The sequence below is a fragment of the Halopelagius fulvigenes genome (genome assembly GCF_055398025.1).
The window spans coordinates 2,123,528-2,145,108 of the sequence record NZ_AP043846.1; the positions used below are offsets into that span (position 1 = coordinate 2,123,528).

The following is a 21,581-nucleotide window of genomic DNA, read 5'->3' on the forward strand; positions in this document are numbered from 1 at the left end:
ACGTCGTAGCACGGCGTATTCGAGGAGTATGGTACCTCTTTTCACGCCCGCAACCACCGAAGGATTTATATCCGGATAGGGTCAAGTAGAGAGTACCAGAGCGCCTCCGGCGTTCCGGCGGAACCGCACGCAGAATGATCGGGAATTCTTATCCACGGTCGGCAGCATCACAAGGAGCGGCCGCCTTGTCCGGAGCGGTGATGGTATCGAGGTTTGATTACGCATGGTGACAAAGCAAGACGTTCTCCAAGAATACGACGTACAAGAGCTCGACGAATCCAACAACGTCGAACTCACAGACGACAAGCTCGAAGACGGTTCGAAAGGCGAGCTTATCAAACTCGCGGGGCAGCTCCGCGACCGTCGTAACGACCTGAATCAGATGGCCTCCGAGCGCGCGTCCAAGCGCGACGACCTGAACGCGAAGACTCGCGAGAAGGTCGACGAGGCACAAGAACACCGAGAGCAGCGAGACTCGCTCAACGAGCAGGTTCAGGAGCACAAGAACAAGCGCAACGAGCTCAACGCCGAGGCCAACGAACTCTTCGACAAGGTCGAAGAGATGAAGCAGGACCTCGAGCTCAACGACGGGAAGGACATCGACGAGCTCAAAGAGGAGATAGAGCAGCTCGAGTTCCGACAGCAGACCGAAGTTCTCTCGACGGAAGACGAGCGCGAACTCATCGAGAAGATCGAGGACAAGCGCGAGCAGCTCCGTCAGAAGAAGGACAAGGTCGAAGAGAGCGGTGAACTCGAAGAGCTCATCGAGGAGGCCGAGGAGGTCCGCTCCGAGGCGTCCCAGCACCACCAGAAGGTGACGGAGCTCGCCGACAAGGCCCAAGAGCACCACAACCAGATGATCGAGGCCTACCGCGAGGCCGACGACATCCGCGACAAGGCCGACGCGATGCACGAGCTCTTCGTCGAAGCCCAAGAGGCGGCCGACCGCCACCACGAGGACTTCGTCCGCGTGCAGAAGCGCCTCCGCGAGCTCGACAAGCAGGAAGAGCAGGAGCGCGACGCCGAACGCGCCGAGGAGCGCGAAGCGGCCAAAGAGGAGGCCGAGGAGATCTACCAGAAGTTCAAGGAAGGCGAGACCCTCGACACCGAGGACCTGATGAAGCTCCAGAAGACGGGGCTTCTCTAAGCCGACCGGTTCTTTCTCTCTCTCCGTTTCGGATACGTTTTTCACCTCACCCGAGAGAGGCGTCGGTATGTCTCTGACGGGTGACGGATCGTGACGGCCGGCCGACGGACCGCGGTCGCTCGCGCGGCCGTCGTTCTCCTCGTCGCGGCGGTGGTCGCCGCGGTCGGATGGTATCTCTTCGTCGCGGCGCCGGACGACCTCGCCGACCTCCTCGGGACGGTCCTCGTCGTCTGCGTTGTCGGCGTCGGCGTCCGCCTCGGGGCGCGTCTGGCGGACAGGACGCACCCCGACTACGACGTGGCGGAGGTGGCCGTCGAGGGGCCCATAACCCGCGACGGCGGCCCCGGCCCCGCGCCCGGCGGAAGCGTCGGTACGCCGGCGGACGACATCGTGGACGGCGTCCGCGCGGCGGACGACGACGGCGGCGTGGACGCCCTCGTGGTGAAGCTGAACACGCCGGGCGGCGAGGTACTGCCGAGCGAGGACATCAGGCGGGCGGTCGAGGAGTTCGACGGCCCCACCGTGGCGTACGCCACCGACGTCTGCGCCAGCGGGGGGTACTGGATAGCCACCGGGTGCGACGAACTGTGGGCGCACGACGTGAGCGTCGTCGGGAGCATCGGCGTCATCGGGTCGTCCGTGAACGTCTCGGAGCTCGCCGACCGACTCGGCGTCTCCTACGAGCGATTCGCCGCGGGCAAGTACAAAGACGCCGGGACGGCGCTGAAAGACGTCTCGGAGGACGAACGCGACTACCTCCAGGGCATCGTGGACGACTACTACGAGGACTTCGTCGAACGGGTCGCGGCCGGCCGAGGGATGGACCCCCAGACGGTGCGAGACACCGAAGCGCGCGTCTACCTCGGCGAGGACGCCGTCGAACTCGGTCTGGTGGACCGGGTGGGGACGCGGGACGACGTGGAGGACCGCGTCGCGACGCTTCTCGGCGTCGACGAGGTGAGCGTCCGGGAGTTCACGCCCCGCCGGGGTGTCGCCTCTCGCCTCCGCGGCGGCGCGGCGCACGTCGCGTACGCGTTCGGCGCGGGCGTCGCCTCGGCGTTCGACGCCGACGACGCCGCCGACTTCCGATTCCGGTTCTGACCGCTCTCAGCCTTCGTCCGGTTCGACCACCGCCTCGGCTTCGATTTCGACCAGTAAGTTCGGGTCGATGAGTCGGCTCACCTCCACCATCGTCGAGGCGGGGCGGACGGGAACGTCGCGGAAGAACGACCCGTGCGCCTCGCCGACGGCCTCCCAGTCGTCGATATCCGCGACGTACATCCGCGTCCGAACCACGTCCTCCTTCTCCCCGCCGAGTTCCTCCACCGCGGAAACCACGTTCGAGAGCGCTCGCTTCGCCTGCGCGCCCGCGTCGTCGGCCCCCACCGCGTTCCCCTCCTCGTCCGTCGCCGTGGTTCCCGAGACGCGAATCACGTCGCCGGTGCGGACGGCGCGGGAGTAGCCGACTCTCGGTTCCCACTCGGTACCGCTCGAAATCGCCTCTCGTCGCATGGCCGACCCACGGACCCCCGGCCGATAACGGTTCGGCCGCGACGACCGGGAGCGTTTTAACTAAGTGAGTCGTTCGCACGGTTGTGACCACGCTCGTCCTCTGTGTCGACCGGTCGAACGACATCGGGCGGAAGGCCGGTCTCCGGACGCCCGTGGTCGGGTGGGAGGCCGTCCAATCGCTCGTGACGGAGGTGGGTCTCGCCGACCCGGAGGATTCGAGCGTGAACTGCCTTCTGGAGTCGCTTCGCGTCGTCAGGGACCTGCGGGACGGCGACGAGGACGCCGTCGTCGCCGTCGTCTCCGGCGGGAGCGACTCGCTCGTCGGTGCGGACCGGTCGCTCGCCGCGCAGGTTGACCGCCTCGTCGAGGAGTACGACCCCGAATCGACCATCGTCGTCATCGACAGCGCCGGCGACGAACGCGTGGTGCCGGTGATAGAGAGTCGCCTCCGAATCGACTCCGTGGACCGCGTGGTCGTCAGGCAGGCGCACGACATCGAATCGACGTACTACCTGCTCAAGCAGTTCCTCGCGGACGAGGAGCTTCGGACGACGGTGTTGGTCCCCCTCGGGGCGACGCTGGTTCTGATGCCGCTCCTGCTCACGCAGTTTTCGCCCGCCGTCGCGCTCGCGGGTCTGGCGGCGGTCCTCGGGGCGGTGCTCCTGTACAAGGGGTTCGCCATCGACGAGTTCGTCGCGGACGTGCCCGACATGGTCCGGGACGCGCTGTACTCCGGACAGGTGTCCGTCGTCACGTACGCCGCCGCCGGGGGGTTGTCGCTCGTCGGTCTCTTCCTCGGCGCGCTCTCGGTGACGACGCCGACGGGCTCGGAGCGAGTGGTGCTGCCCGCGATGCAGCTCGTCTACAACGCGGTGCCGTGGTTGGCGCTCGCCGCGTTGACCGCCAGCGCCGGCCGACTCATCGACGAGCTCATCGGCTCCGACGGCGTCCGGACGCCGTACCTCAACCTCCCGTTCGGCGTCGTCGCCCTCGGACTCGTCGTCCGCGGGTTCTCCGGGTGGTTCCTCCAACGCGAGGGCGTCCTGGGGAACGCGGTGCTGTTCGACGTGGTTCTGTCGGCCCGCCAGCGACTCGCCCTCTTCATCGTCGGCGGCATCGTCGTCAGCATCGTCGGCGTCCGAATCGCCGCGAGCGTGAGCGACGAGACGGTGGAAGACGCCGTCGAGCAGTGAGTCGGCCCCTCAGCGGGTTCCCCCGGCGCGGTACTCGCCGTGTTTGATGCCGATTCCGAGGCACACCGCCCCGAACACCAACATCGCGGGGGCGACCATCATCAGGACCGTACTCGTCGCCATCACGCCCATCGCGAGGAGGGCGGCGACGCCCGCGGCGACGAGGACGAGAAACAGCACGGCCGTTCGCGTGATGTCGAACTCCATACGCGGGGTCGTTCGGACGGGCGGGACTAATCGCTTACTCTCGGTTCGGCGTCCGACGCGGCGAAAAACGGCGAGAAGCGGAAACGGAAACGGTGGGGAGACGGCGGCGCGAAACGTCCCCGTTACCAGGGGGCGAACCCGGGGTCCACCTGACGCTCGGTTCGGTCGATGGCGTCTATCTTCTCGACGTCCTCGTCGTCGAGTTCGACGCCCAGCGACTCCCAGTTGTCGCGGATGTGGTCTTCGCCCGTCGCCTTCGGGATGGCGGTGACGCCCTTCTCGCGAAGCCACGCGAGCGACACCTGCGCCTCGCTGGCGTCGTGTTTCTCGGCGACTTCGGACAGTTCGGGCACGTCGAATACCTCGCCGCGGGCGAGGGGGGAGTACGCGACGATCTCGATGTCCCGGTCGGCGCAGTGCTCGCGGAGTTCCTCCTGCGGGAGGAGGGGGTGGAGCTCTACCTGGTTCGCGAAGATGGCGTTGTCGGCCGTCTCGACGGCCTCGCCCACCTGTTCGGGTTCGAAGTTGCTGATGCCGATGCGCTCTATCGACCCGTCCTCGACGAGTTCGTCGAACGCGCGGAACGTCTCCTCGGGGTCGTACTCCCGGGAGGGCCAGTGGACGTAGAGCAGGTCCACGTAGTCGACGCCGAGTTTATCGAGGCTCTCCTCGGTCGTCGAGAGGACGTCGTCGTACGAGAGATTGTCAATCCACACCTTGGTGGCGAGGAACATGTCCTCGCGGTCGACGTCGGCGTTCTTGATGCCGCGGCCGACGGCCTCCTCGTTGCCGTACGCCTGCGCCGTGTCGATGTGACGGTACCCCGTGTTCAGCGCCGTCTCCACCGCGTCGGCGCAGTCGTCCGGGTCGTCGTTCTGCCACGTGCCGAGTCCGAGCATCGGCATCCCGTCGGTCTCGGGGACGTCGTCACTATCGGGTACTTGGTGGGACATACGTTGTAAGAACGAAGGGGCGTCGGCGGGAAAGACGTTGTGAAAGGGAGAACGGCGTGCCGGAAAGCGTGCGAACCGTTATCGTCAGTACTTCGGGTCCGCGCCGCTGATCTCGTACAGGTCGTCCATGATGTCGTCGCGCCCTTCCTGCCACGTCTCGAACCCGCGCGGCGAGGAGGGATAGGCGTTGTACAGCGTCGAAATCTCCGACGCCTTCCGACTCACCTTGTAGAGCCCGTAGAGGGCGTCCCAGTGGCCGAACGTCTTCACGAGCGTCTCCAGTTTGAGCTTGAGGCTCATCTCGGAGGTGCCGCTACTGAGGGCGTCGACCAGTTGCTGACCCGGGAGCGACGAGACGATATCGACGAGTTCGTTCACCTCGTGGGCGGTGCCCCAGATGTTGTACAGGTCCACCGCGGCGAACCGCCTGCCGAAGTCGGTCATCACGTCGCGGTTGTACTCCCAGAGGTTCGCCTCGCTCACGTCGCCCTCGGAGATGGCCTTCACGGCGCGTTTCGCCGCCCAGTGGGCGGACTTCGCCGCGCCGGGGATGCCGCCGCCGGTGGTGGGGTTGACGTGCCCCGCCGAGTCGCCCGCGGCGATGAAGCCGTTCGCCACCGCCGAGTCGTAGGGGCGACGCGTCGGCAGGGCCGCGCCGAGTTTGTCCTTGACGGTGGCGTTCGCGAACTCCGGGCGATTCCGAAGGTCGCGTTTCAGCGCGTCCACCAACTCCATCGGTTTCTCGGTCATCTGAAAGCCCAGTCCGGCGTTTATCTCGGTCGAAGACCGGGGGAAGTACCAGAGGTACCCCAGTTCCTCGGTCGGTTTGAACACGATGGCGTCGTCGTACTCGACGGGGTCGGGGACGTCGATGACCTCGCGGTAGGCCGAACAGAACTGCGAGTACGAGACGTTCGTATCGAAGTACGTCCCCGTGAAGTCGGTCTTGTCCTGCAGAATCGACAGCGCTCCCGCGCCGTCGATGGTGACCTCCGCCTCGTACTCGACGACGCTCCCGTTGCGCTTCGCGCGGACGCCGGTGACGGTGCCGTCGTCGGCCTGCGTCACGTCTTGGACGACGGTGTCGAAGTGGAGTTCCGCGCCGATGCGTTCGGCCTCCTCTAAGATTATCTCTCCGTAGCGTCGCCGGTCGATGACGGCCCCGGAACTGCCGAACGGGATGTCGAGCGTCTCGCCGCGAGGGTTCTCGAAGACGGCGCGACGGATGTTCTGGTTGGTGAACGATTCCTCCTTGAGGCGGTCGAGGTCGATGACGTCCGGAAACGTGCTCTTCCCCTTGATGGCGTCCCCACAGGCGATGTGGCCGGCCTCCTCCTCGGACTTCCGTTCGAGGAGGACGACGTCGAGGCCTTCCGACGCCCCGGTCGCCGCCGCAAAGGCTCCCGCCGTTCCCCCCCCGACGACGACCATGTCGTAGGCTTCCGCAGGCATACTCTACTGATTTCGTCGCCCGTCATAAAAATAAACCGTATCTGCACCCGAACTTTGGGCACCGGTGGCAAATCGAGTCGCCCGCTGGACTCCGACCCGCCGTCAGCTTTACCGTGGTAGCCGTTGGCGTAGTACTGGTGGCAATATATGCCTGAGCTCTCCACGGAGAACACGAACGCGTTCGCCCACCGAATCGCCGGGGACACGTTGGTCTACGACTGTCCGGACTGCGAGTACGGCGAAGTCGTCATCACCGAACTCATCGAATCCGACACGTCTCGGTGTCTCGACTGCGGCACTCCGTTCCGCCTGTACGTCGAACGGGCCGACGGCGACGGCGACGCCTGACCCCGGGCCGTCTCGGCCGTCCGCGACCCGCGACGCCCGAACGCCGCCGGTCGGACGTGGCCGTCTCGGCGGTAGCGGGCGGAAAGAACGGAGACGAGCGACCGCCGTCCGGAGTTAGTAGAACTCGCGGACGAGGTCCATTGCGCCCTCGGGCGCGCCCTCGTCGATTTCGGACATGTTGGAGTCGAGGCCGTGTTTCTGGTCGTACGGCACCGACTCGTCGTCCTGCCAGATGATCCCCTGATACTCCTTGCCCGCGTCGAGGATCTTGTCCTTCGCGGAGTCGTAGTCGGAGGGGTCGTGGTCCTCGTCGGCGAGGTCCACGAGGTTGTCGCGGAAGTAGTCGTACGTGTCCACGTCGTTGAAGGTGACGCACGGGCTGAACACGTTGACGAAGCCGAAGCCGTCGTGTTCGATGGCCTTCTGGACGATTTCGGCGTGACGCTGGGCGTCCGTCGAGAACGACTGCGCGATGAACGTCCCGCCCGCGGCGAGTGCGAGTGCGAGGGGGTTCACCGGCGGTTGCTGCGGACCGTCCGGCGTCGTGGACGTCTCGAAGTCCTCGCGGGAGGTGGGCGAGGCCTGCCCCTTCGTGAGGCCGTAGATGCGGTTGTCCATGACGACGTACGTCATGTCGACGTTCCGCCGCACGGCGTGGACGAAGTGGCCCGCGCCGATGGAGTAGCCGTCGCCGTCGCCGCCCGCGACCATCACTTCGAGGTCGGGGTTGGCGAGTTTGACGCCCGTGCCGACGGGGAGTGCGCGCCCGTGGACGCCGTGGAGGGCGTACGAGTGCATGTACGTACCTATCTTCCCGGAACAGCCGATACCGGCGACGACGAAGGTGTTGTCGGGGTCGTTCCCCGTGTTCGCGAGTGCCTTCATCATGCCGTTCATCGTCCCGAAGTCCCCGCAACCGGGGCACCACGTGGGCTGTTTGTCGGACTTGAAGTCGGTGAAGCGAATGTCGGAGCTCATTGGTTATGCGGTAGCCTCCTCTGCGAGGAGTTCCTTGATGTCCGCTGCCAGTTCGTCCGCGTTGAACCGGACACCGTTGTACTTGTTGAGGCGCTTGACGCGTGTAAGTGTGTCGTGCTCGATGACGTCGGCGAACTGACCGGTCGCGTTACACTCGACGACGATGACGTCGTCCGCCGCTTCGACATCCTCGGTGAGGTCCGGTCGCGGGAAGATGTAGGGGACGGAGAGGAATCGCACGTCGACGCCGTCGTCGTCGAGGAACTCTATCGCCTCCCGCATCGCGCCCTCGGTGGACCCCCACGAGATGACGAGCGTGTCGGCGTCTTCGTCGCCGAACTCGCGCGGATTCCAGTCTTCCTCGTCGCGCGCCGTCTGGACCTTCTGTTCGCGCTTGTCCACCTGCTTGACGCGCATGTCGGTGTCCTCGGTCCGGCGGCCGAGTTCGTCGTGTTCGAGACCGGTGGACATGTGCGCGCCGCCCTCAGTGCCGGGGAACGCGCGCGGCGAGACGCCGTCGTCGGTGAGAGCGTGGGGCTGGAACTGCCCCTTCTCGTTCTGCCACTCGCCGATGGTGTCGTCGTCCACGACCTTCCCGCGGTCGATTTCGACGTCGTCCATGTCGAACTCCTCCGGCGAGAACGTCTGCTCGGTGACCGCCATCGAGAGGTCCGCGGTGAGGTACACCGGCGTCTGGTACTTCTCGGCCATGTTGAACGCCTCGACGGTCTTCCAGAAGCACTCCGAAATCGTCGTCGGCGCGAAGACGAAGCGCGGAATCTCGCCGTGGCCGCCGTAAAGCAGCATGTTCAGGTCGCCCTGCTCCTGTTTCGTCGGCATCCCCGTCGAGGGACCGGAGCGCATCACGTCCACGATGACGAGGGGCGTCTCCGACTGGGCGACGAGGCCGAACGTCTCGGTCATCAGGTCGATACCCGGACCGGACGTCGCCGTCATCGACCGCGCGCCGGCGCGCGCCGCGCCGAGTGCGATGTTGATGGCGGAGAGTTCGTCCTCCGCTTGGAGGACGTGACCGCCGAACTGCTCGATGCGGCCCTTGAGGTACTCCATCACGTCCGTCGCGGGCGTGATGGGGTAGCCGGCGTAGAACTTACAACCGGCGGCGATCGCGCCCATCCCGATGGCTTCGTCGCCGTTCAGGAGGACGTAGTCGTTGTCCGTGGTGTCGAGGTCGTACTCGAACTCGTGGTCGAAGTTCTCCTTGACGTAGTCTTGGCCGCTACGGGCGGCCTCCTTGTTGTTGTCGACGAGCGACTGTCCCTTCGAGCCGAAGCGCTTCTCGAGTGCGCTGTCGAGGTTCTCGATGGGGAAATTCGTTACTTCGCAGGCGGCGCCGAGTGCGACGACGTTTCGCATGATGGCACCGCCGGCCTCCTCCGCGAGGCGCTTGAGGGGAACGTCCAGCCCAATCATCCCCTCGGGTATCTCGATGTTCTCCATCGTGGTTCGCTCGCCATCGTAGACGATGACGGAACCCTCGTGGAGCTCTTCGAGGTTCTCCTCGATGGTACGAGGCGTCAGCGCGATGAGCACGTCGAGTCTATCGACGACGCTCTGCACCGGGTCGACCGACGTGCGGACCTTGTACGCCGTGTATCCGCCGCGGATACGGGACGCGAAGTCCTTGGAGGTGAACACGTGCCGTCCAGCCCGAGAGAGTGCCTGAGCGAATATCTTCCCCGTCGAATCGATACCATCGCCGGCTTCGCCGCCGATGGCCCAGTTGAAGTCCGCAGGCATGTGGGTAACGAGTTGCCATGGAGTGCTGAAAAGCCTTCTGAAAGCCATTGAAAACGGTGAAGAATTAGATGCGGGCAAATCTGGACGTACAGCCAATAAAATCGGGCATCAATCGCCCACATAGTAGAAATGGCTCCGATATTCGGATCAGAATCGACCGACCGTCCACCGACAGTTCGCCCGGCGGCAGTAGATATTACGGTGACAGTAAGTGCCCCCGACCGGAGTTCGCTCGTCCGAGAGAGCAAGGTCATTTATCCGGGGCCGCCGAATCGTCGCCCATGGACGCAACCGTCGCCGTCACCGCCGTTCGAGACGTCGGACCGAACACGGTGGCCATCGAGTTCGAGTCGCCCGAGGGGTTCGAGGCCGAACCCGGCCAGTTCGTGAAGCTCTCCGGGACCGTCGAGGGCGAGGAGTACTCCCGGTTCTACACGCTCTCCTCTCCCGGCGTGGCCGAGACGTTCGAGGTGACCGTCGGCGCGGACCCCGAGGAGGCGGGGCCGTTCAGCCGACGCCTCGTGGACCTCTCTGCGGGCGACGAACTGGAGATGACCGGTCCGTTCGGCGACGACCACTACGAGGGCGAGTCGCGCGTCGTCGTCCTCGCCGGCGGACCGGGCGTCGGCCCCGCCGTCGCGATCGGCGAGTTGGCCGCCGAGGACGGAAACGAGGTGGCCATCGTCTACCAGACGGACGCGCCCGCGCACGAGGAGAGACTCGACGCCCTCCGCGAGTCGGGCGCGTCCGTCGTCGTCACCGACGGCGATATCGAGGAGGCAGTCGCGGACGCGGTGACCGCCGAGGAGGGCGAACAGGTGTTCGTCTACGGCTTCGCCGACTTCGTGGCGGAGGCGACGGACGCGGTGGAGGCCGCGGGCGGCGACGCCGACGACGCGAAAGTCGAGAACTTCGGCTGAGTCGGTCGTCCGCGCGCGGACACCCGTCTCTTAGACTCGCCTCGAACTGTCGCCGGACTCACCCGAATCCTTAATCATTAGCCCGGCAAAACTTGCGCCATGTACGACGAGGACGACCTCGCGGCGATACGCGAGGCCCGCGAGGAGTGGGAGGCGGAGACGCGCGACCCGGTGCGCGAACGACACGGCGAACGGAAAGACCGGTTCGCCACCGTCTCGAATCTCGAAGTCGAGGACCTGTACACGCCCGCGGACGTGGCCGACATCGACTACGAGGAGGACCTCGGGTTCCCCGGCGAGTACCCCTACACCCGCGGCGTCTACCCGACGATGTACCGCGGTCGGACGTGGACGATGCGGCAGTTCGCCGGGTTCGGCACCGCCGAGGAGACGAACGAGCGCTTCCACTACCTCATCGAACACGGCCAGACCGGCCTCTCGACGGCGTTCGACATGCCCTCCCTGATGGGTAAAGACTCCGACGACCCCCTCTCGGACGGCGAAGTCGGAAAGGAAGGCGTCGCCGTCGACACCCTGCGGGACATGGAGATTCTGTTCGACGGCATCGACGTGGGCGAGGTGTCCACCTCCTTCACCATCAACCCCTCCGCGCCCGTCGTCTACGCGATGTACGTCGCCATCGCGGACCAACAGGGCGTCCCCCGCGAGGAACTCAGGGGGACCCTCCAGAACGACATGCTGAAGGAGTTCATCGCGCAGAAGGAGTGGGTCGTCCCGCCGGAACCATCCCTGAAACTCGTCACCGACACGGTGGAGTTCTGCGCCGAGGAGACGCCGAAGTTCCACCCCATCTCCGTGTCGGGCTACCACATCCGCGAGGCGGGTTCGACGGCGGTGCAGGAACTCGCGTTCACCCTCGCGGACGGGTTCGCGTACGTCGAGGACGCCCTCGAACGCGGGATGGACGTGGACACCGTCGGTCCCCTCCTGTCGTTCTTCTTCAACTCGCACAACTCCATCTTCGAGGAGGTGGCGAAGTTCCGCGCCGCGCGGCGCATCTACGCGCGCGTGATGCGGGAGTGGTACGACGCCGAGGACGAGGCGTCCACCCGACTGAAGTTCCACACCCAGACCGCCGGGCAGTCGCTGACCGCCCAGCAACCCCTCAACAACGTCGTCCGCGTGACGATTCAGGCCCTCGCGGGCGTCCTCGGCGGGACGCAGAGCCTCCACACGAACAGCTACGACGAGGCGTTCGCCCTCCCCGGCGAGGAGGCAGTCCGCGTCGCCCTCCGCACCCAGCAGATAATCGCCGAGGAGTCCGGCGCGGCGGACGTCATCGACCCCCTCGGCGGGAGTTTCTTCGTCGAAGCCCTCACCGACGAGGTGGAGGCGGAAGCGACGGCCTACATCGAGGAACTCCGCGAGATGGGCGAGGGGTCGGTTCGGGACGGCATCCTCGCGGGCATCGAACAGGGGTACTTCCACCGCGAGATACAGGGCGCGTCCTACGAGTACCAAGAACGCGTCGAGGAGGGCGAGGAAGTCGTCGTCGGCGTCAACAAGTACGTGATGGACGAGGACACCAAGCCGGACCTCCTGCACGTGGACGAGGGGACGCAGGACCGACAACTCGCCCGACTGGAGTCGGTGAAGGAAGAACGCGACGACGAGGCGGTGACCGAATCGCTCGAACGCGTCCGCGAGGCCGTCGAGAGCGACGAGAACGTGATGCCCGCACTCGTCGAGGCGGTGAAGGCGTACGCCACCATGGGCGAGATAATGGACGTCTTCGCCGACGAGTGGGGGACGTACCGCGAGGAGATCGGCGTCATGTGACCGACCCCGGCGCGCGGTGAACTGTTTTGTCGGCCCTCTCTGTAGGGGGCGCATGGATTTCGAACTCACGGCGGCGCAACGGACCCTGCGCGAGGAGGCGCGGGAGTTCGCGCGGACGGAAATCGAACCGCGCGCGGGGGAGTTAGACGAGAGCGAGTCGTCCCCCGAGGAGATTCTCGCCGAACTCGGCGAACGCCGGTACGCCGGACTCACCCTCCCCGAGGAGTACGGCGGGCGCGGCGAGGGACTCGTGGAGTTGGCACTCGTCGTCGAGGAACTGTCGGCGGCGCTGATGTCCGTCGCCAGCGCACTCGGCCTGCACCTCGGCGTCGCCGCCGTCGTCGAACGGTTCGGAACCGACGAACAGAGAGAGCGCTTCCTCCCCGAGATGGCGACGTACGACACCGTCGGCGCGTTGGGTCTCAGCGAGGCGGACGCCGGCACCGACAAACTCGCGATGGAGACGCGCGCGGAGAGAGACGGAGACGAGTGGGTGCTGAACGGCCACAAGCAGTGGGTGACGAACTTCTTCGACGCCGACGTGGTGCTGACGTACGCGAAGACCGGACCCGAGGGGGACGCCCCGCACAACGTCAGCGCGTTTCTGGTCCCCGCCGAGGAGTTCGAGGTGGAGACGGTGTGGGAGACGCTCGGGGCCAAGAGCGTCAAGTCCCCGCGCGTGACGCTCTCGGACGTTCGCGTCGGCGACGACCGGATGGTCGGCGAGGAGGGCGAGGCGTACGTCCGGCGGGGGGAGGTCCACACCAGCGTCAACGTCCCCGCGCGCGGCGTCGGCATCGCGCGGGCGGCACTCGAAGACACCGTGGCGTACACGAGCGAACGGGAGCAACACGGCGGGACCATCTCCGACTTTCAGGGCGTCCGCTGGGAGGTGGCGAAGATGGCCGAACGGGTCGACGCCGCCCGACTCCTGACGCTCCGGGCCGCGGACAGGGCCGAGAGAGCGGAGACGGGCGCGGACGTCCGCCGGGAGACGAGCATGGCGAAGATACGCGCGACGCAGGCCGCGGTGGACAACGCCAACGACGCGGTGCAGTTGCACGGTGGCGTCGGCTACACGACGGAGCGACGCGTCGAACGCTACCTCCGCGACGCCCGACTGCTCACCATCGCCGGCGGTCCGAACGAGACGCACAAAAACGCACTCGCGGACGCCGTGTTCGAGAACGAGGGGTGAGGCGGCGCGGGGCGCGAACGCCGTCAGTTCTCGTTCGACGCCGGGTTCGAGACGACGGCGGCCGTCCGTTCCCGTTCGCCCGCGCGGGACTGCGCGAGTGCGCCCGCGACGGCGCCGCGGAACTCCCGCTTGAACCGCCGCCGGCCGAAGCGACGCTCTATCTCGCGGGTGCTCATCCGCAGTTCTCGCTGGAGCGACTCGTCTTCGAGGACGTGTACTATCTTCTCGACGGCGTCCTCGGGCGAGTCGTACATCAGCAGTTCCTCGTCGCGGACGATGGCGTGTTGCCCGCCGTTCGAGGGGATGAAGGGGACGGTGCCGCCCGCGGCGAGTTCCGCGACGGCCATGCCGAAGTGCTCGTACTCCTTGCCGTGGATGCCGTACTTGTGGGTGCAGATTCGCTCGACGAGTTCGCTCCGCGGCACCTCGCCTTCGAGTTCGACGTACTCTCTCTCGGCGGCCATCGCGGCCACCTCCTCGCGGTACTCCTCGTCCACCGTCGGCCCGATGACGTGGAAGTGGACGTCGTGGCCGCGTTCGCGCACGCCGTCCACGACGCGTATCATCTCGACGATGCGCTTGCTCCGTTCGATGCGGCCGACGGTGACGAACCCGTCCTCGCGTTCCTCCCACGGCAGGTTGACGAACTCGCTCGTGTCGATGGGCGGGTGGAGCACCTCGGGTTTGGTCCCGTAGGCGTCCTCGACGACGTCGGCGGTCCACTGAGAGTTCGCGAACAGCGTGTTCGCCCGGATGTCGCGGCGACTGACGCCCGCCACCCGAGTGCAGAGGCGTTCGTACCACGAGTCGTCCTCGACGGTGGGGTGGAAGATGTGGTCCCTGTCGGCGCAACTCACCGTCCAGTCGAACGGGAAGTGGACGTACTGCACGGAGTCCGTCTCCAAGCCGAGCTCGTTTATCGTGCTCACGAGGAGATCGAACTCGTCGGCGTGACGGCGGGCGTACCGTCCCAGCAGGGCGTTCTGGAGGATGTAGTACTTCAGCCCGAACGTCTCGTGCATCGTCGGCGCGAGGACGCCCGCCCGACGCACCGTCAACGCCTCGGCGTCCACCTCGGTGTTGAAGAAGTCGTTGAGCGCCGGGATGTCGGGGTCGGTCAGCGTGATGAGCGTCACGTCGTACTCTGCTTGCAACGCCTCTAAGGCGTTCATCGCCACGGCCTCTCCGCCGCCCTTCGACATCAGGTCCATGTGAATCACCGCGACGGAGGCAGATCCCGAATCGCCCGGTTCCGACGTCGTCTCGTCGTATCTCGCTACACTCGCGTCAGTCTCTCCGGGGCTCATACCGTCTCCGTTCGAACGGTGACGGTCTAACCCGACAGGCTACTTTTGCAGGCGCATTAAGTACCTATGCGATAAATTACCACAGTTCTTCCGTCGACGCGAACGCCGGCGTCCCGGGGTCCCCCGTGTCGGCGTACCCGAGCGAACGGAGGGCGTAGCGCACGTCCGTCCGGGCGACGTCGGAGTTCGCGGTCACCGGTCTGCCGTCGTCCGTGAACGCCGCGGTGCGTTCGACGAGGGCGTCGAGCGAGAGAGGGCCGTCCGCTCCGTCCAGTACGGCCGCGACGGCCGCCCGTTCGGGGCCGGCGTCCGACTCGTAGGCGTCGCACTTCGCGTCGACGCGGCGGCGCAAGTCGGCGTACGTCCGGTCGCCGACGGCGCCGGGACTCCGCGTCTCCCGGACGTGTTCGACGAGGCGGCGGTTCTCCGCGACGGCTTCGGCCCAGTCCTCGACGGCCCGCGCCGCGCGGTCGGCGAGGCCGTCCACGTCTGCGAGGAGGCGGTAGCCGTCGGGGACGCACTCGCGGACCCACGGTTCGTCGCGCGCGACGAGGACCTGTCCGCTGGCGGCCTGTTCGAACCACGTCCGCGCCATCGTCTCGTACTCGCTCGCGCACACCGTCAGGTCGCCCTCACGGAGGATTCGCTCGTACGTCTCCCGGTCGGCGTTCGGGAACGCCCGCACCCACTCGGGGGCGCGGTAGCGTTCGGGTATCTCCTCCATGCTCGTCAGCGCAGTCTCGATTCCGAACTCCTCGTGCAACCGCTCTCCGACGGCGAGCAGTCGGTCGGCGTTCTTCTTGTCCCAGAGCGATCCCGCGAGGTGGAGCGTCCGCGGTTCCTCGGCGTAGGACTCCTCGAACCGCCCGACGCGAATCGGGCTCCCGGTCGTCACGGCGTCTTCGAGGGCGTCTTCGACCGCGCCCGAGTCGAGGAACTCCGCCGCGCGTTCGCGGAACTGGCGGCGGTCAACGCCCGCGGTGAACCACCGGCCGTCGGCGAACGTCGCCGCGCACAGTTCGTGGACCATCTGGAAGTCGTTGCGGTGCGAGCAGTACCGGTACTTGAACGGCACCTGCAGGTCGTGGACGTTGGCGATAACGTCGAACGGGCGGACGGACGCCGCCCACTGCTCCACGTGGTCGAGCAACCACTCGTAGAGCGCGAACCGACCGCCGCGGAGTTGGTCCACGACGGCGTCGAGGTACGCGCCCTCGGCGAATATCTCGTCGCGCAGGACCGCCAGTTGCGCCGTCGAGTACCCGCAGTCCGTCAGCACCTCGCGGTCCTCGACCCCGCCGAGCGTCCGCGCTTCGAGGAGAGTGACGCGCCGCCGGTCGGCGAGAACGTCCTTGCGGTCGTACCCGGCCTCCTCGCGCGGCGGGAGCAACCAGTAGACGTGCAGGGTCGGGTCGCGGTCCAACCACTCGCGGACCCACGTCGCCGCGTCGCGGAGCGTTCCGCACGCCCCGGCGTCCGCGCGGTACACCTCCGGGACGACGAGTACGCGCACGAAGTCAGATACTCCCGTTCCGCCACTAACGGGCCTGCTTGCAGGCGACTGCAGTTTATCACCGTCGGGCCGTCGCGAGCGTACCGCGCCGACTCACCCCTCGCTTCCCGCCCGATACGTGCGTATCCGCCGCATCGACTCCTCGGTGAAGTTCCGCTCCATCAGGGGGATGTCGCCCTCGGAGAGCCAGTACGACACCAGCGACGGATGAACCCCGCATAGGACGCCTATCACCAGAGGGTCCGCTCTCGTTCCCAGAACAGTTCCGCGAGGCGTTCGTCGGTCGGACGGCGGTCCGCCAGCGAACGGTACTCGCGTTCGGCGTCCCCGGGCGCGACGACGCCCCGCCTCTCCAGCAGGTACGCGGTGACGAACACCTCCCCGAGGCCCGAGACGGTCCGGCCCTCCTCTCCGAGGGTCGAACTCAACGCGTCGTGGACGGCTTTCACCGCCTCGTAGGGGTCCTCTCCGCGTGCTCGCGGGTCTATCTCTTCGACGTACTCCTCGATTTCCGCACCGAAACGGCCGAACACCGCGTCTCTCGTCTCCCACGAGACCGGGTCGAACTCTCCCATGGGGCGCTATCGCCGGGAGCGTGCAAAAAGTGAGGTGCGAACGCGGGCGGTGCCGCCGCGTTCGCGTCGGACGCCCTCAGGCCACTCGCTCCGCGTACCGCTTCTCCCGCTTCTCCACCGTCCGGTCCCACGTGTACCGCTCGCGGACGTGCCGCCGGCACGCCTCGCCGGCGCGTTCCAGTTCGGCGGGCGACAGCGCGGACCACCGACCGAGGGCCGCGGCGAGTTCGTCCTCGTCCACGCCCGCCAGAAGCATCCGTTCGGGTATCTCCGGCGAGCGTTCGCACTCCGAGAGTATCTCGACGGTGCCGCCGACGGGCGTCCCGACGGCGGGCGTCCCCGACGAGAGCGCCTCCAACGTGGCGAGTCCGAACCCCTCCAGTCGCGTCGTCGGGAGGACGAACGCGTCGGCGGTGGCGTACACGGACGGCAGGTCGGCGTCGGGGACGTACCCGAGGAAGGTCACCCGGTCGTCGATACCGAGACGCGCCGCCCGCGCCTCCAACTCCTCGCGGAGTGGGCCGTCGCCCGCGACGTACAGGCGGTCGTCGGGGTGGTCGGGGGCGTGGTCGGCGAAGGCGTCCAAGAGGAGTTCGTGGCCCATCCGGGGGGACAACCGCCGCACCGTGAGGAACGCGGTGCCGTCGGCGTCGGCTCCCCCCTCCATGCGGTCGTACGTTCCCGCGTCCGGGCGGTACGTCTCGGTGTCCACCCCGCCCGGGACGACGGAGGCGTCGTGGACCGGGCCGTAGACGCCGCACAGCTGGTCGTCCATGAACCGACTGAGGGTGACCACGTCGTCGGCGCGTTCGAGGAGGCGGCGTTCGAGTTGCCGGCGCAGGCTCGCGTTCAGTTCCCGCCGCCACCGAGGGAGGTCGCCGTCCCGCGTTCTGAGGAGGTACTCCGTCGGCCACGGGCTGTGGAAGGTGCAGGACCGGGGGACGTCGTCGGGCACGGCGCGGTCCGAGAGGACGCCCGTGACGGGGCCTTGGAGGCTCAGCACGTCCGGGTCGATTCCCTTGCAGGCGGCGTTCACCGCCCCGGCGGCGTCCGGTAACTGCCGGAGGATCTCGGGGGCGGACCGGTTCGCCACGGAGAGGTCGTAGCGGCGGACGTCCACGCCGTCCACCGTCTCGCGCGCGGGGACGTCTCCGCGCCGTCGGGTGACGACGGACACCTCGTGGCCCCGGCTGACGAGTCGCCGCGCCGTCTCGTAGACGTAGCGACCGCTTCCGCCGGACCCCGGGTCGGGGTAGAAGTCGTGAGCGGCGACGAGGATTCGCATTATCCTACCGTCCTCCGCCGACGGAGAAAAGGGCTGTTGCCGTTCTCGGCGACCGTCGCCGCGTCTCGGCGCGCGACGCCGAACGTGCAGGCAGAGGGGTGATAACGTAGCCGTCGGTCGTCGGCCGTATGGCCACGTACGACTTCGACGGGAAGGTAGCGTTCGTCACGGGTGCGGCCCGCGGGCAGGGTCGGTCGCACGCGCTCCACTACGCCGAGAACGGCGCGGACGTCGTCGTGACGGACATCTGCGAGACGAAAGAGGAGTCGAAGTACGAACTCTCCGGCCGAGAGCAGATGGAGAAGACGGTCGAACTCGTCGAGGAACGCGGGCAGGACGCCCTCGGCGTCGAGATGGACGTCTCGGACGAGGGCGACGTGGAGAGCGCCGTCGGGGAGGCGGTCGAGGAGTTCGGCCGCATCGACATCTTGGCGAACAACGCAGGCGTCGCGCCCGTCTCCGGGCTGATGGAACTGGACGAACGGACGTGGGACCTCGCGCTCGACGTGAACCTCAAGGGGATGTGGCTCTGCGCGAAGCACGTCGGCGGCCACATGATAGAGCGCGGCGACGGGGGACGAATCGTCAACACCTCCTCGACCGCCGGCCTCGGCGCGTCGCCCGGCCTCGGCCACTACACCGCCGCGAAGCACGGCGTCATCGGCCTCACGAAGACGCTGGCGATGGAGTTAGCGCCGCACGACATCACCGTCAACGCCGTCTGCCCGACGGCCGTGGACACGGAGATGACCTCCGGCATCGTCGAGACCATCGACGAGGACATCGCCGAAATCGCGGAGCAGACGGGGCCGGACAACCTCTTCGAGGACATCCTCCAACCCGAGGACGTGAGCGCGGCGTTCATGTGGCTCTCCAGCGACGACGCTCGCTTCGTCACCGGCGTCGCGCTTCCGGTCGCCGCCGGTGCGACCGCCGTCTGAGGTCGGATCGATGGAACCGACCCCCGAGCCTACGTATCGCCAGCGGCAAAATTCGCAGACGGGTCGGGAATCCACCCGCTGCGGGTTGGCATAGATTTATCATGCAGGATTCGGTTTATTACCATGACCTATGTCAGATGGTGACGGTGAATTAGAGGCACGGCTGGTTGAACAGGAAGAATTCGAGCCCTCTGACGAGTTCGTCGAGCAGGCGAACGTTTCGGACCCCGACATCTACGAGGAGTTCGAGGAGAACTGGCCCGACTGTTGGGAACGGGCCGCCGACTTGCTCGACTGGGACGAGGAGTACGAGACGGTTCTGGATGACTCGAACGAACCGTTCTACGAGTGGTTCTCGGACGGGACGCTCAACGCGTCGTACAACTGCGTCGACCGCCACGTCGAGAACGGCGACAAGAACCGCGTCGCCATCAAGTGGGAGGGCGAGTACGGCGAGACGCGGACGTACACCTATCAGGACCTCTACCGCGAGGTCAACGAGTTCGCGGCGGCGCTCCGCGACATGGGCGTCGAGGAGGACGAAGTCGTCACGCTGTACATGCCGATGGTGCCCGAACTCCCCATCGCCATGCTCGCGTGCGCCCGCATCGGCGCGCCCCACTCCGTCGTCTTCGCCGGGTTCTCCGCGGACGCCCTCGCGACGCGGATGAACTCTGCGAACTCCGACTACCTCGTCACCTGCGACGGATACTACCGCCGCGGCGACGCCCTCGACCACTTGGAGAAGGCCAACGAGGGGCTCGAAGGCGTCGACCACGACGTCGAAGCCACCGTCGTCGTGAACCGCCTCGGCGACGACGGCTTCGGCCACGAGTTGGCGGAGAACCAGCACGACTGGGACGACCTGATGGACGAACAGCGGGGCGAGCGCGTCGACCCCGTCGAACGCGACGCCGAGGACATGCTGTTTCTCATGTACACCTCCGGGACGACCGGAGAGCCGAAGGGCGTCAAACACACCACCGGCGGCTACCTCGCGTACACGGCGTGGACCTCACACGCCGTCCTCGACCTGAAGCCCGAGGACACCTACTGGTGCTCGGCCGACATCGGCTGGATCACGGGCCACTCCTACATCGTCTACGGACCGCTGGCGCTCGGAACCACGACGGTGATGTACGAGGGCACGCCTGACTTCCCCGAGCGCGACCGCCTGTGGGACATCGTCGAGAAGTACGCGGTCGACGTGTTCTACACCGCGCCGACGGCCATCCGCGCGTTCATGAAGTGGGGCTCGAAGTTCCCCGAACGCCGCGACCTGTCGTCGCTCCGCCTCCTGGGGACGGTGGGCGAACCCATCAACCCCCGCGCGTGGAAGTGGTACTACAAGCACATCGGCAGCGAGGAGTGCCCCGTCGTGGACACGTGGTGGCAGACCGAGACGGGCGGGATGATGATAACGACCCTGCCCGGCGTGAAGAACATGAAGCCCGGGTCCGCCGGCCCGCCGCTTCCGGGCATCGACGCCCGCATCGTCGACACCGAGGGCGAGCAGATAGAGCCCGGCCGCGCGGGCTACCTCACGGTGAACAAGCCGTGGCCCGGGATGCTCCGCACCCTCTACAAGAACGACGAGCGGTTCATCAACGAGTACTGGGCCGAGTACTCCGACGAGGACGCCGACGAGTGGGTGTACTTCCCCGAGGACGGCGCGAAGATAGACGAGGACGGCTACATGACCATCCTCGGCCGCGTGGACGACGTCATCAACGTCTCCGGGCACCGCCTCGGCACGATGGAGATAGAGTCCGCCATCGTCGGCGTCGAGGGCGTCGCGGAGGCGGCCGTCGTCGGCGGCAACCACGAGGTGAAGGGCGAGGCGGTGTACGCCTACGTCATCACCGAGGACGGCTACGAGGGCGACGACGAGATGCGCGGGCGAATCGTCGAGGGCGTCGAGGACGCCATCGGCCCCATCGCCCGCCCCGAACAGGTCGTGTTCACGCCCGAACTGCCGAAGACGCGGTCCGGCAAGATAATGCGCCGTCTGCTGGAGGAGATCGCGAACGAGGAGGAAATCGGCGACACGACGACGCTCCGCAACCCCGAAATCGTCACCGACATCCAAACGAAGGTGCAGGGCGACTGACGGCGCGACGCGCCCGCCGCGGCGTCGTCCGACGGCGGTGATTCGACTCCCCGAACGCTTTTTTCGCGCGACGAACCGAACGCCGAGCGGATTCGCCGCCTCCGTCCGCCCGTCGCCCGGTCACTCGCCGTTCAGCCACGCCTCCAGGGACGACTCGTCCCTGACGTACTTTCGGACCCGGTTCCCGCCGACGTCGAGGACGACGAGGAGGTGTCTCTCCGAGAGCGGAATCTCCTCGCCGCTGTAGGCGCACGCTTCGACTCGTTCGTCTCCCGGCCGCCACAGGCGGTGCGGGGCGACGCGCAACACCGTCGCGTCGTCCCGCCCGTTCGGCGAACGACCGGCGTAGTCTGAGAGAGCCATTGCCGGGTTTAACGGGGC

General features: G+C 66.9%; 21 protein-coding genes. 9 read left to right on the forward strand and 12 right to left on the reverse strand.

The window, feature by feature from the left end:
- Positions 1–223 precede the first annotated feature (223 nt).
- Positions 224–1,147, forward strand: a complete 924-nt coding sequence (locus ACZ522_RS15690; protein ID WP_379697551.1) for a coiled-coil protein — start codon at positions 224–226, stop codon at positions 1,145–1,147.
- 90 nt (positions 1,148–1,237) lie between these two features.
- The gene (gene sppA / locus ACZ522_RS15695; RefSeq protein WP_379697548.1) at positions 1,238–2,248 is read left to right on the forward strand and encodes a signal peptide peptidase SppA; all 1,011 of its coding nucleotides are present in this window, start codon (positions 1,238–1,240) and stop codon (positions 2,246–2,248) included.
- A gap of 6 nt (positions 2,249–2,254) precedes the next feature.
- Here the strand turns inward: sppA and ACZ522_RS15700 are convergent, their stop codons facing one another.
- Positions 2,255–2,659, reverse strand: coding sequence for a RidA family protein (locus ACZ522_RS15700; RefSeq protein ID WP_379697545.1), 405 nt, complete (start codon positions 2,657–2,659; stop codon positions 2,255–2,257).
- Positions 2,660–2,742: 83 nt separating this feature from the next.
- Here ACZ522_RS15700 and ACZ522_RS15705 point away from each other — a divergent pair, with 83 nt between their 5' ends.
- Positions 2,743–3,852 (forward strand): DUF373 family protein, encoded by a 1,110-nt coding sequence (locus ACZ522_RS15705; protein WP_379697542.1) that lies wholly within the window; start codon positions 2,743–2,745, stop codon positions 3,850–3,852.
- A 9-nt stretch (positions 3,853–3,861) separates the two neighbouring features.
- On the opposite strand, the gene ACZ522_RS15710 is transcribed toward ACZ522_RS15705, so the two are convergent.
- The 3 genes from ACZ522_RS15710 to ACZ522_RS15720 form a co-directional block, all read right to left on the reverse strand.
- The gene (locus ACZ522_RS15710) at positions 3,862–4,059 is read right to left on the reverse strand and encodes a DUF7333 family protein (protein ID WP_379697540.1); all 198 of its coding nucleotides are present in this window, start codon (positions 4,057–4,059) and stop codon (positions 3,862–3,864) included.
- A 122-nt stretch (positions 4,060–4,181) separates the two neighbouring features.
- On the reverse strand, positions 4,182–4,964 hold the full coding sequence (locus ACZ522_RS15715; RefSeq protein WP_379699892.1) for an aldo/keto reductase: 783 nt from the start codon (positions 4,962–4,964) through the stop codon (positions 4,182–4,184).
- A gap of 132 nt (positions 4,965–5,096) precedes the next feature.
- Entirely contained in the window at positions 5,097–6,464 is a 1,368-nt protein-coding gene (locus ACZ522_RS15720) for a geranylgeranyl reductase family protein (RefSeq protein WP_379697537.1), read from the reverse strand.
- A gap of 147 nt (positions 6,465–6,611) precedes the next feature.
- Between ACZ522_RS15720 and ACZ522_RS15725 the strand changes: the two genes are divergently transcribed.
- Entirely contained in the window at positions 6,612–6,812 is a 201-nt protein-coding gene (locus ACZ522_RS15725) for a hypothetical protein (RefSeq protein ID WP_379697534.1), read from the forward strand.
- Between the two features lie 114 nt (positions 6,813–6,926).
- Here ACZ522_RS15725 and ACZ522_RS15730 read toward each other — a convergent pair whose 3' ends face one another.
- Together ACZ522_RS15730 and ACZ522_RS15735 are read right to left on the reverse strand one after the other, a co-directional pair.
- The gene (locus ACZ522_RS15730; RefSeq protein ID WP_379697532.1) at positions 6,927–7,790 is read right to left on the reverse strand and encodes a 2-oxoacid:ferredoxin oxidoreductase subunit beta; all 864 of its coding nucleotides are present in this window, start codon (positions 7,788–7,790) and stop codon (positions 6,927–6,929) included.
- A 3-nt stretch (positions 7,791–7,793) separates the two neighbouring features.
- A complete protein-coding gene (locus ACZ522_RS15735; protein ID WP_379697529.1) occupies positions 7,794–9,551 on the reverse strand; it encodes a 2-oxoacid:acceptor oxidoreductase subunit alpha in 1,758 nt (585 codons plus the stop codon).
- A gap of 281 nt (positions 9,552–9,832) precedes the next feature.
- On the opposite strand from ACZ522_RS15735, the gene ACZ522_RS15740 reads away from it, so the two are divergent.
- The 3 genes from ACZ522_RS15740 to ACZ522_RS15750 all read left to right on the forward strand — a co-directional run bounded on the left by ACZ522_RS15740 (position 9,833) and on the right by ACZ522_RS15750 (position 13,469).
- A complete protein-coding gene (locus ACZ522_RS15740) occupies positions 9,833–10,471 on the forward strand; it encodes an FAD-dependent oxidoreductase (RefSeq protein WP_379697526.1) in 639 nt (212 codons plus the stop codon).
- A gap of 99 nt (positions 10,472–10,570) precedes the next feature.
- Positions 10,571–12,271 carry an acyl-CoA mutase large subunit family protein gene (locus ACZ522_RS15745; protein ID WP_379697523.1) on the forward strand — a complete coding sequence of 567 codons (1,701 nt, stop codon included), beginning with the start codon at positions 10,571–10,573 and terminating at the stop codon, positions 12,269–12,271.
- A 52-nt stretch (positions 12,272–12,323) separates the two neighbouring features.
- A complete protein-coding gene (locus ACZ522_RS15750) occupies positions 12,324–13,469 on the forward strand; it encodes an acyl-CoA dehydrogenase family protein (RefSeq protein ID WP_379697520.1) in 1,146 nt (381 codons plus the stop codon).
- 23 nt (positions 13,470–13,492) lie between these two features.
- Here ACZ522_RS15750 and ACZ522_RS15755 read toward each other — a convergent pair whose 3' ends face one another.
- The 5 genes from ACZ522_RS15755 to ACZ522_RS15775 all read right to left on the reverse strand — a co-directional run bounded on the left by ACZ522_RS15755 (position 13,493) and on the right by ACZ522_RS15775 (position 18,149).
- Positions 13,493–14,776, reverse strand: a complete 1,284-nt coding sequence (locus tag ACZ522_RS15755) for a glycosyltransferase family 4 protein (RefSeq protein ID WP_379697517.1) — start codon at positions 14,774–14,776, stop codon at positions 13,493–13,495.
- Positions 14,777–14,852: 76 nt separating this feature from the next.
- Entirely contained in the window at positions 14,853–16,289 is a 1,437-nt protein-coding gene (locus ACZ522_RS15760; protein WP_379697514.1) for a glycosyltransferase family protein, read from the reverse strand.
- 93 nt (positions 16,290–16,382) lie between these two features.
- Entirely contained in the window at positions 16,383–16,523 is a 141-nt protein-coding gene (locus ACZ522_RS15765; RefSeq protein ID WP_379697512.1) for a hypothetical protein, read from the reverse strand.
- Positions 16,520–16,864 (reverse strand): hypothetical protein, encoded by a 345-nt coding sequence (locus ACZ522_RS15770; RefSeq protein WP_379697509.1) that lies wholly within the window; start codon positions 16,862–16,864, stop codon positions 16,520–16,522. Before ACZ522_RS15770 ends, ACZ522_RS15765 begins: the two co-directional genes overlap by 4 nt.
- A gap of 76 nt (positions 16,865–16,940) precedes the next feature.
- Positions 16,941–18,149: a glycosyltransferase family 4 protein gene (locus ACZ522_RS15775; protein WP_379697507.1), complete on the reverse strand. Its 1,209-nt coding sequence runs from the start codon at positions 18,147–18,149 to the stop codon at positions 16,941–16,943.
- Positions 18,150–18,277: 128 nt separating this feature from the next.
- Here ACZ522_RS15775 and ACZ522_RS15780 point away from each other — a divergent pair, with 128 nt between their 5' ends.
- Positions 18,278–19,090, forward strand: coding sequence for a mycofactocin-coupled SDR family oxidoreductase (locus ACZ522_RS15780; protein ID WP_379697505.1), 813 nt, complete (start codon positions 18,278–18,280; stop codon positions 19,088–19,090).
- Between the two features lie 130 nt (positions 19,091–19,220).
- On the forward strand, positions 19,221–21,200 hold the full coding sequence (gene acs / locus ACZ522_RS15785; RefSeq protein WP_379697503.1) for an acetate--CoA ligase: 1,980 nt from the start codon (positions 19,221–19,223) through the stop codon (positions 21,198–21,200).
- Between the two features lie 120 nt (positions 21,201–21,320).
- On the opposite strand, the gene ACZ522_RS15790 is transcribed toward acs, so the two are convergent.
- Complete coding sequence (locus tag ACZ522_RS15790; protein WP_379697500.1) at positions 21,321–21,563, reverse strand: hypothetical protein; 243 nt, start codon at positions 21,561–21,563, stop codon at positions 21,321–21,323.
- Positions 21,564–21,581 lie beyond the last annotated feature (18 nt).

Bases quoted from the DNA above. Each gene is read 5' to 3' on its own strand.
- ACZ522_RS15690 (WP_379697551.1), top strand. From the start codon at position 224: ATGGTGACAAAGCAAGACGTTCTCCAAGAATACGACGTACAAGAGCTC.
- ACZ522_RS15700 (WP_379697545.1), bottom strand. From the start codon at position 2,659: ATGCGACGAGAGGCGATTTCGAGCGGTACCGAGTGGGAACCGAGAGTC.
- ACZ522_RS15710 (WP_379697540.1), bottom strand. From the start codon at position 4,059: ATGGAGTTCGACATCACGCGAACGGCCGTGCTGTTTCTCGTCCTCGTC.
- ACZ522_RS15715 (WP_379699892.1), bottom strand. From the start codon at position 4,964: ATGCCGATGCTCGGACTCGGCACGTGGCAGAACGACGACCCGGACGAC.
- ACZ522_RS15720 (WP_379697537.1), bottom strand. From the start codon at position 6,464: ATGCCTGCGGAAGCCTACGACATGGTCGTCGTCGGGGGGGGAACGGCG.
- ACZ522_RS15725 (WP_379697534.1), top strand. From the start codon at position 6,612: ATGCCTGAGCTCTCCACGGAGAACACGAACGCGTTCGCCCACCGAATC.
- ACZ522_RS15730 (WP_379697532.1), bottom strand. From the start codon at position 7,790: ATGAGCTCCGACATTCGCTTCACCGACTTCAAGTCCGACAAACAGCCC.
- ACZ522_RS15735 (WP_379697529.1), bottom strand. From the start codon at position 9,551: ATGCCTGCGGACTTCAACTGGGCCATCGGCGGCGAAGCCGGCGATGGT.
- ACZ522_RS15740 (WP_379697526.1), top strand. From the start codon at position 9,833: ATGGACGCAACCGTCGCCGTCACCGCCGTTCGAGACGTCGGACCGAAC.
- ACZ522_RS15745 (WP_379697523.1), top strand. From the start codon at position 10,571: ATGTACGACGAGGACGACCTCGCGGCGATACGCGAGGCCCGCGAGGAG.
- ACZ522_RS15750 (WP_379697520.1), top strand. From the start codon at position 12,324: ATGGATTTCGAACTCACGGCGGCGCAACGGACCCTGCGCGAGGAGGCG.
- ACZ522_RS15755 (WP_379697517.1), bottom strand. From the start codon at position 14,776: ATGAGCCCCGGAGAGACTGACGCGAGTGTAGCGAGATACGACGAGACG.
- ACZ522_RS15770 (WP_379697509.1), bottom strand. From the start codon at position 16,864: ATGGGAGAGTTCGACCCGGTCTCGTGGGAGACGAGAGACGCGGTGTTC.
- ACZ522_RS15775 (WP_379697507.1), bottom strand. From the start codon at position 18,149: ATGCGAATCCTCGTCGCCGCTCACGACTTCTACCCCGACCCGGGGTCC.
- ACZ522_RS15780 (WP_379697505.1), top strand. From the start codon at position 18,278: ATGGCCACGTACGACTTCGACGGGAAGGTAGCGTTCGTCACGGGTGCG.
- acs (WP_379697503.1), top strand. From the start codon at position 19,221: ATGTCAGATGGTGACGGTGAATTAGAGGCACGGCTGGTTGAACAGGAA.
- ACZ522_RS15790 (WP_379697500.1), bottom strand. From the start codon at position 21,563: ATGGCTCTCTCAGACTACGCCGGTCGTTCGCCGAACGGGCGGGACGAC.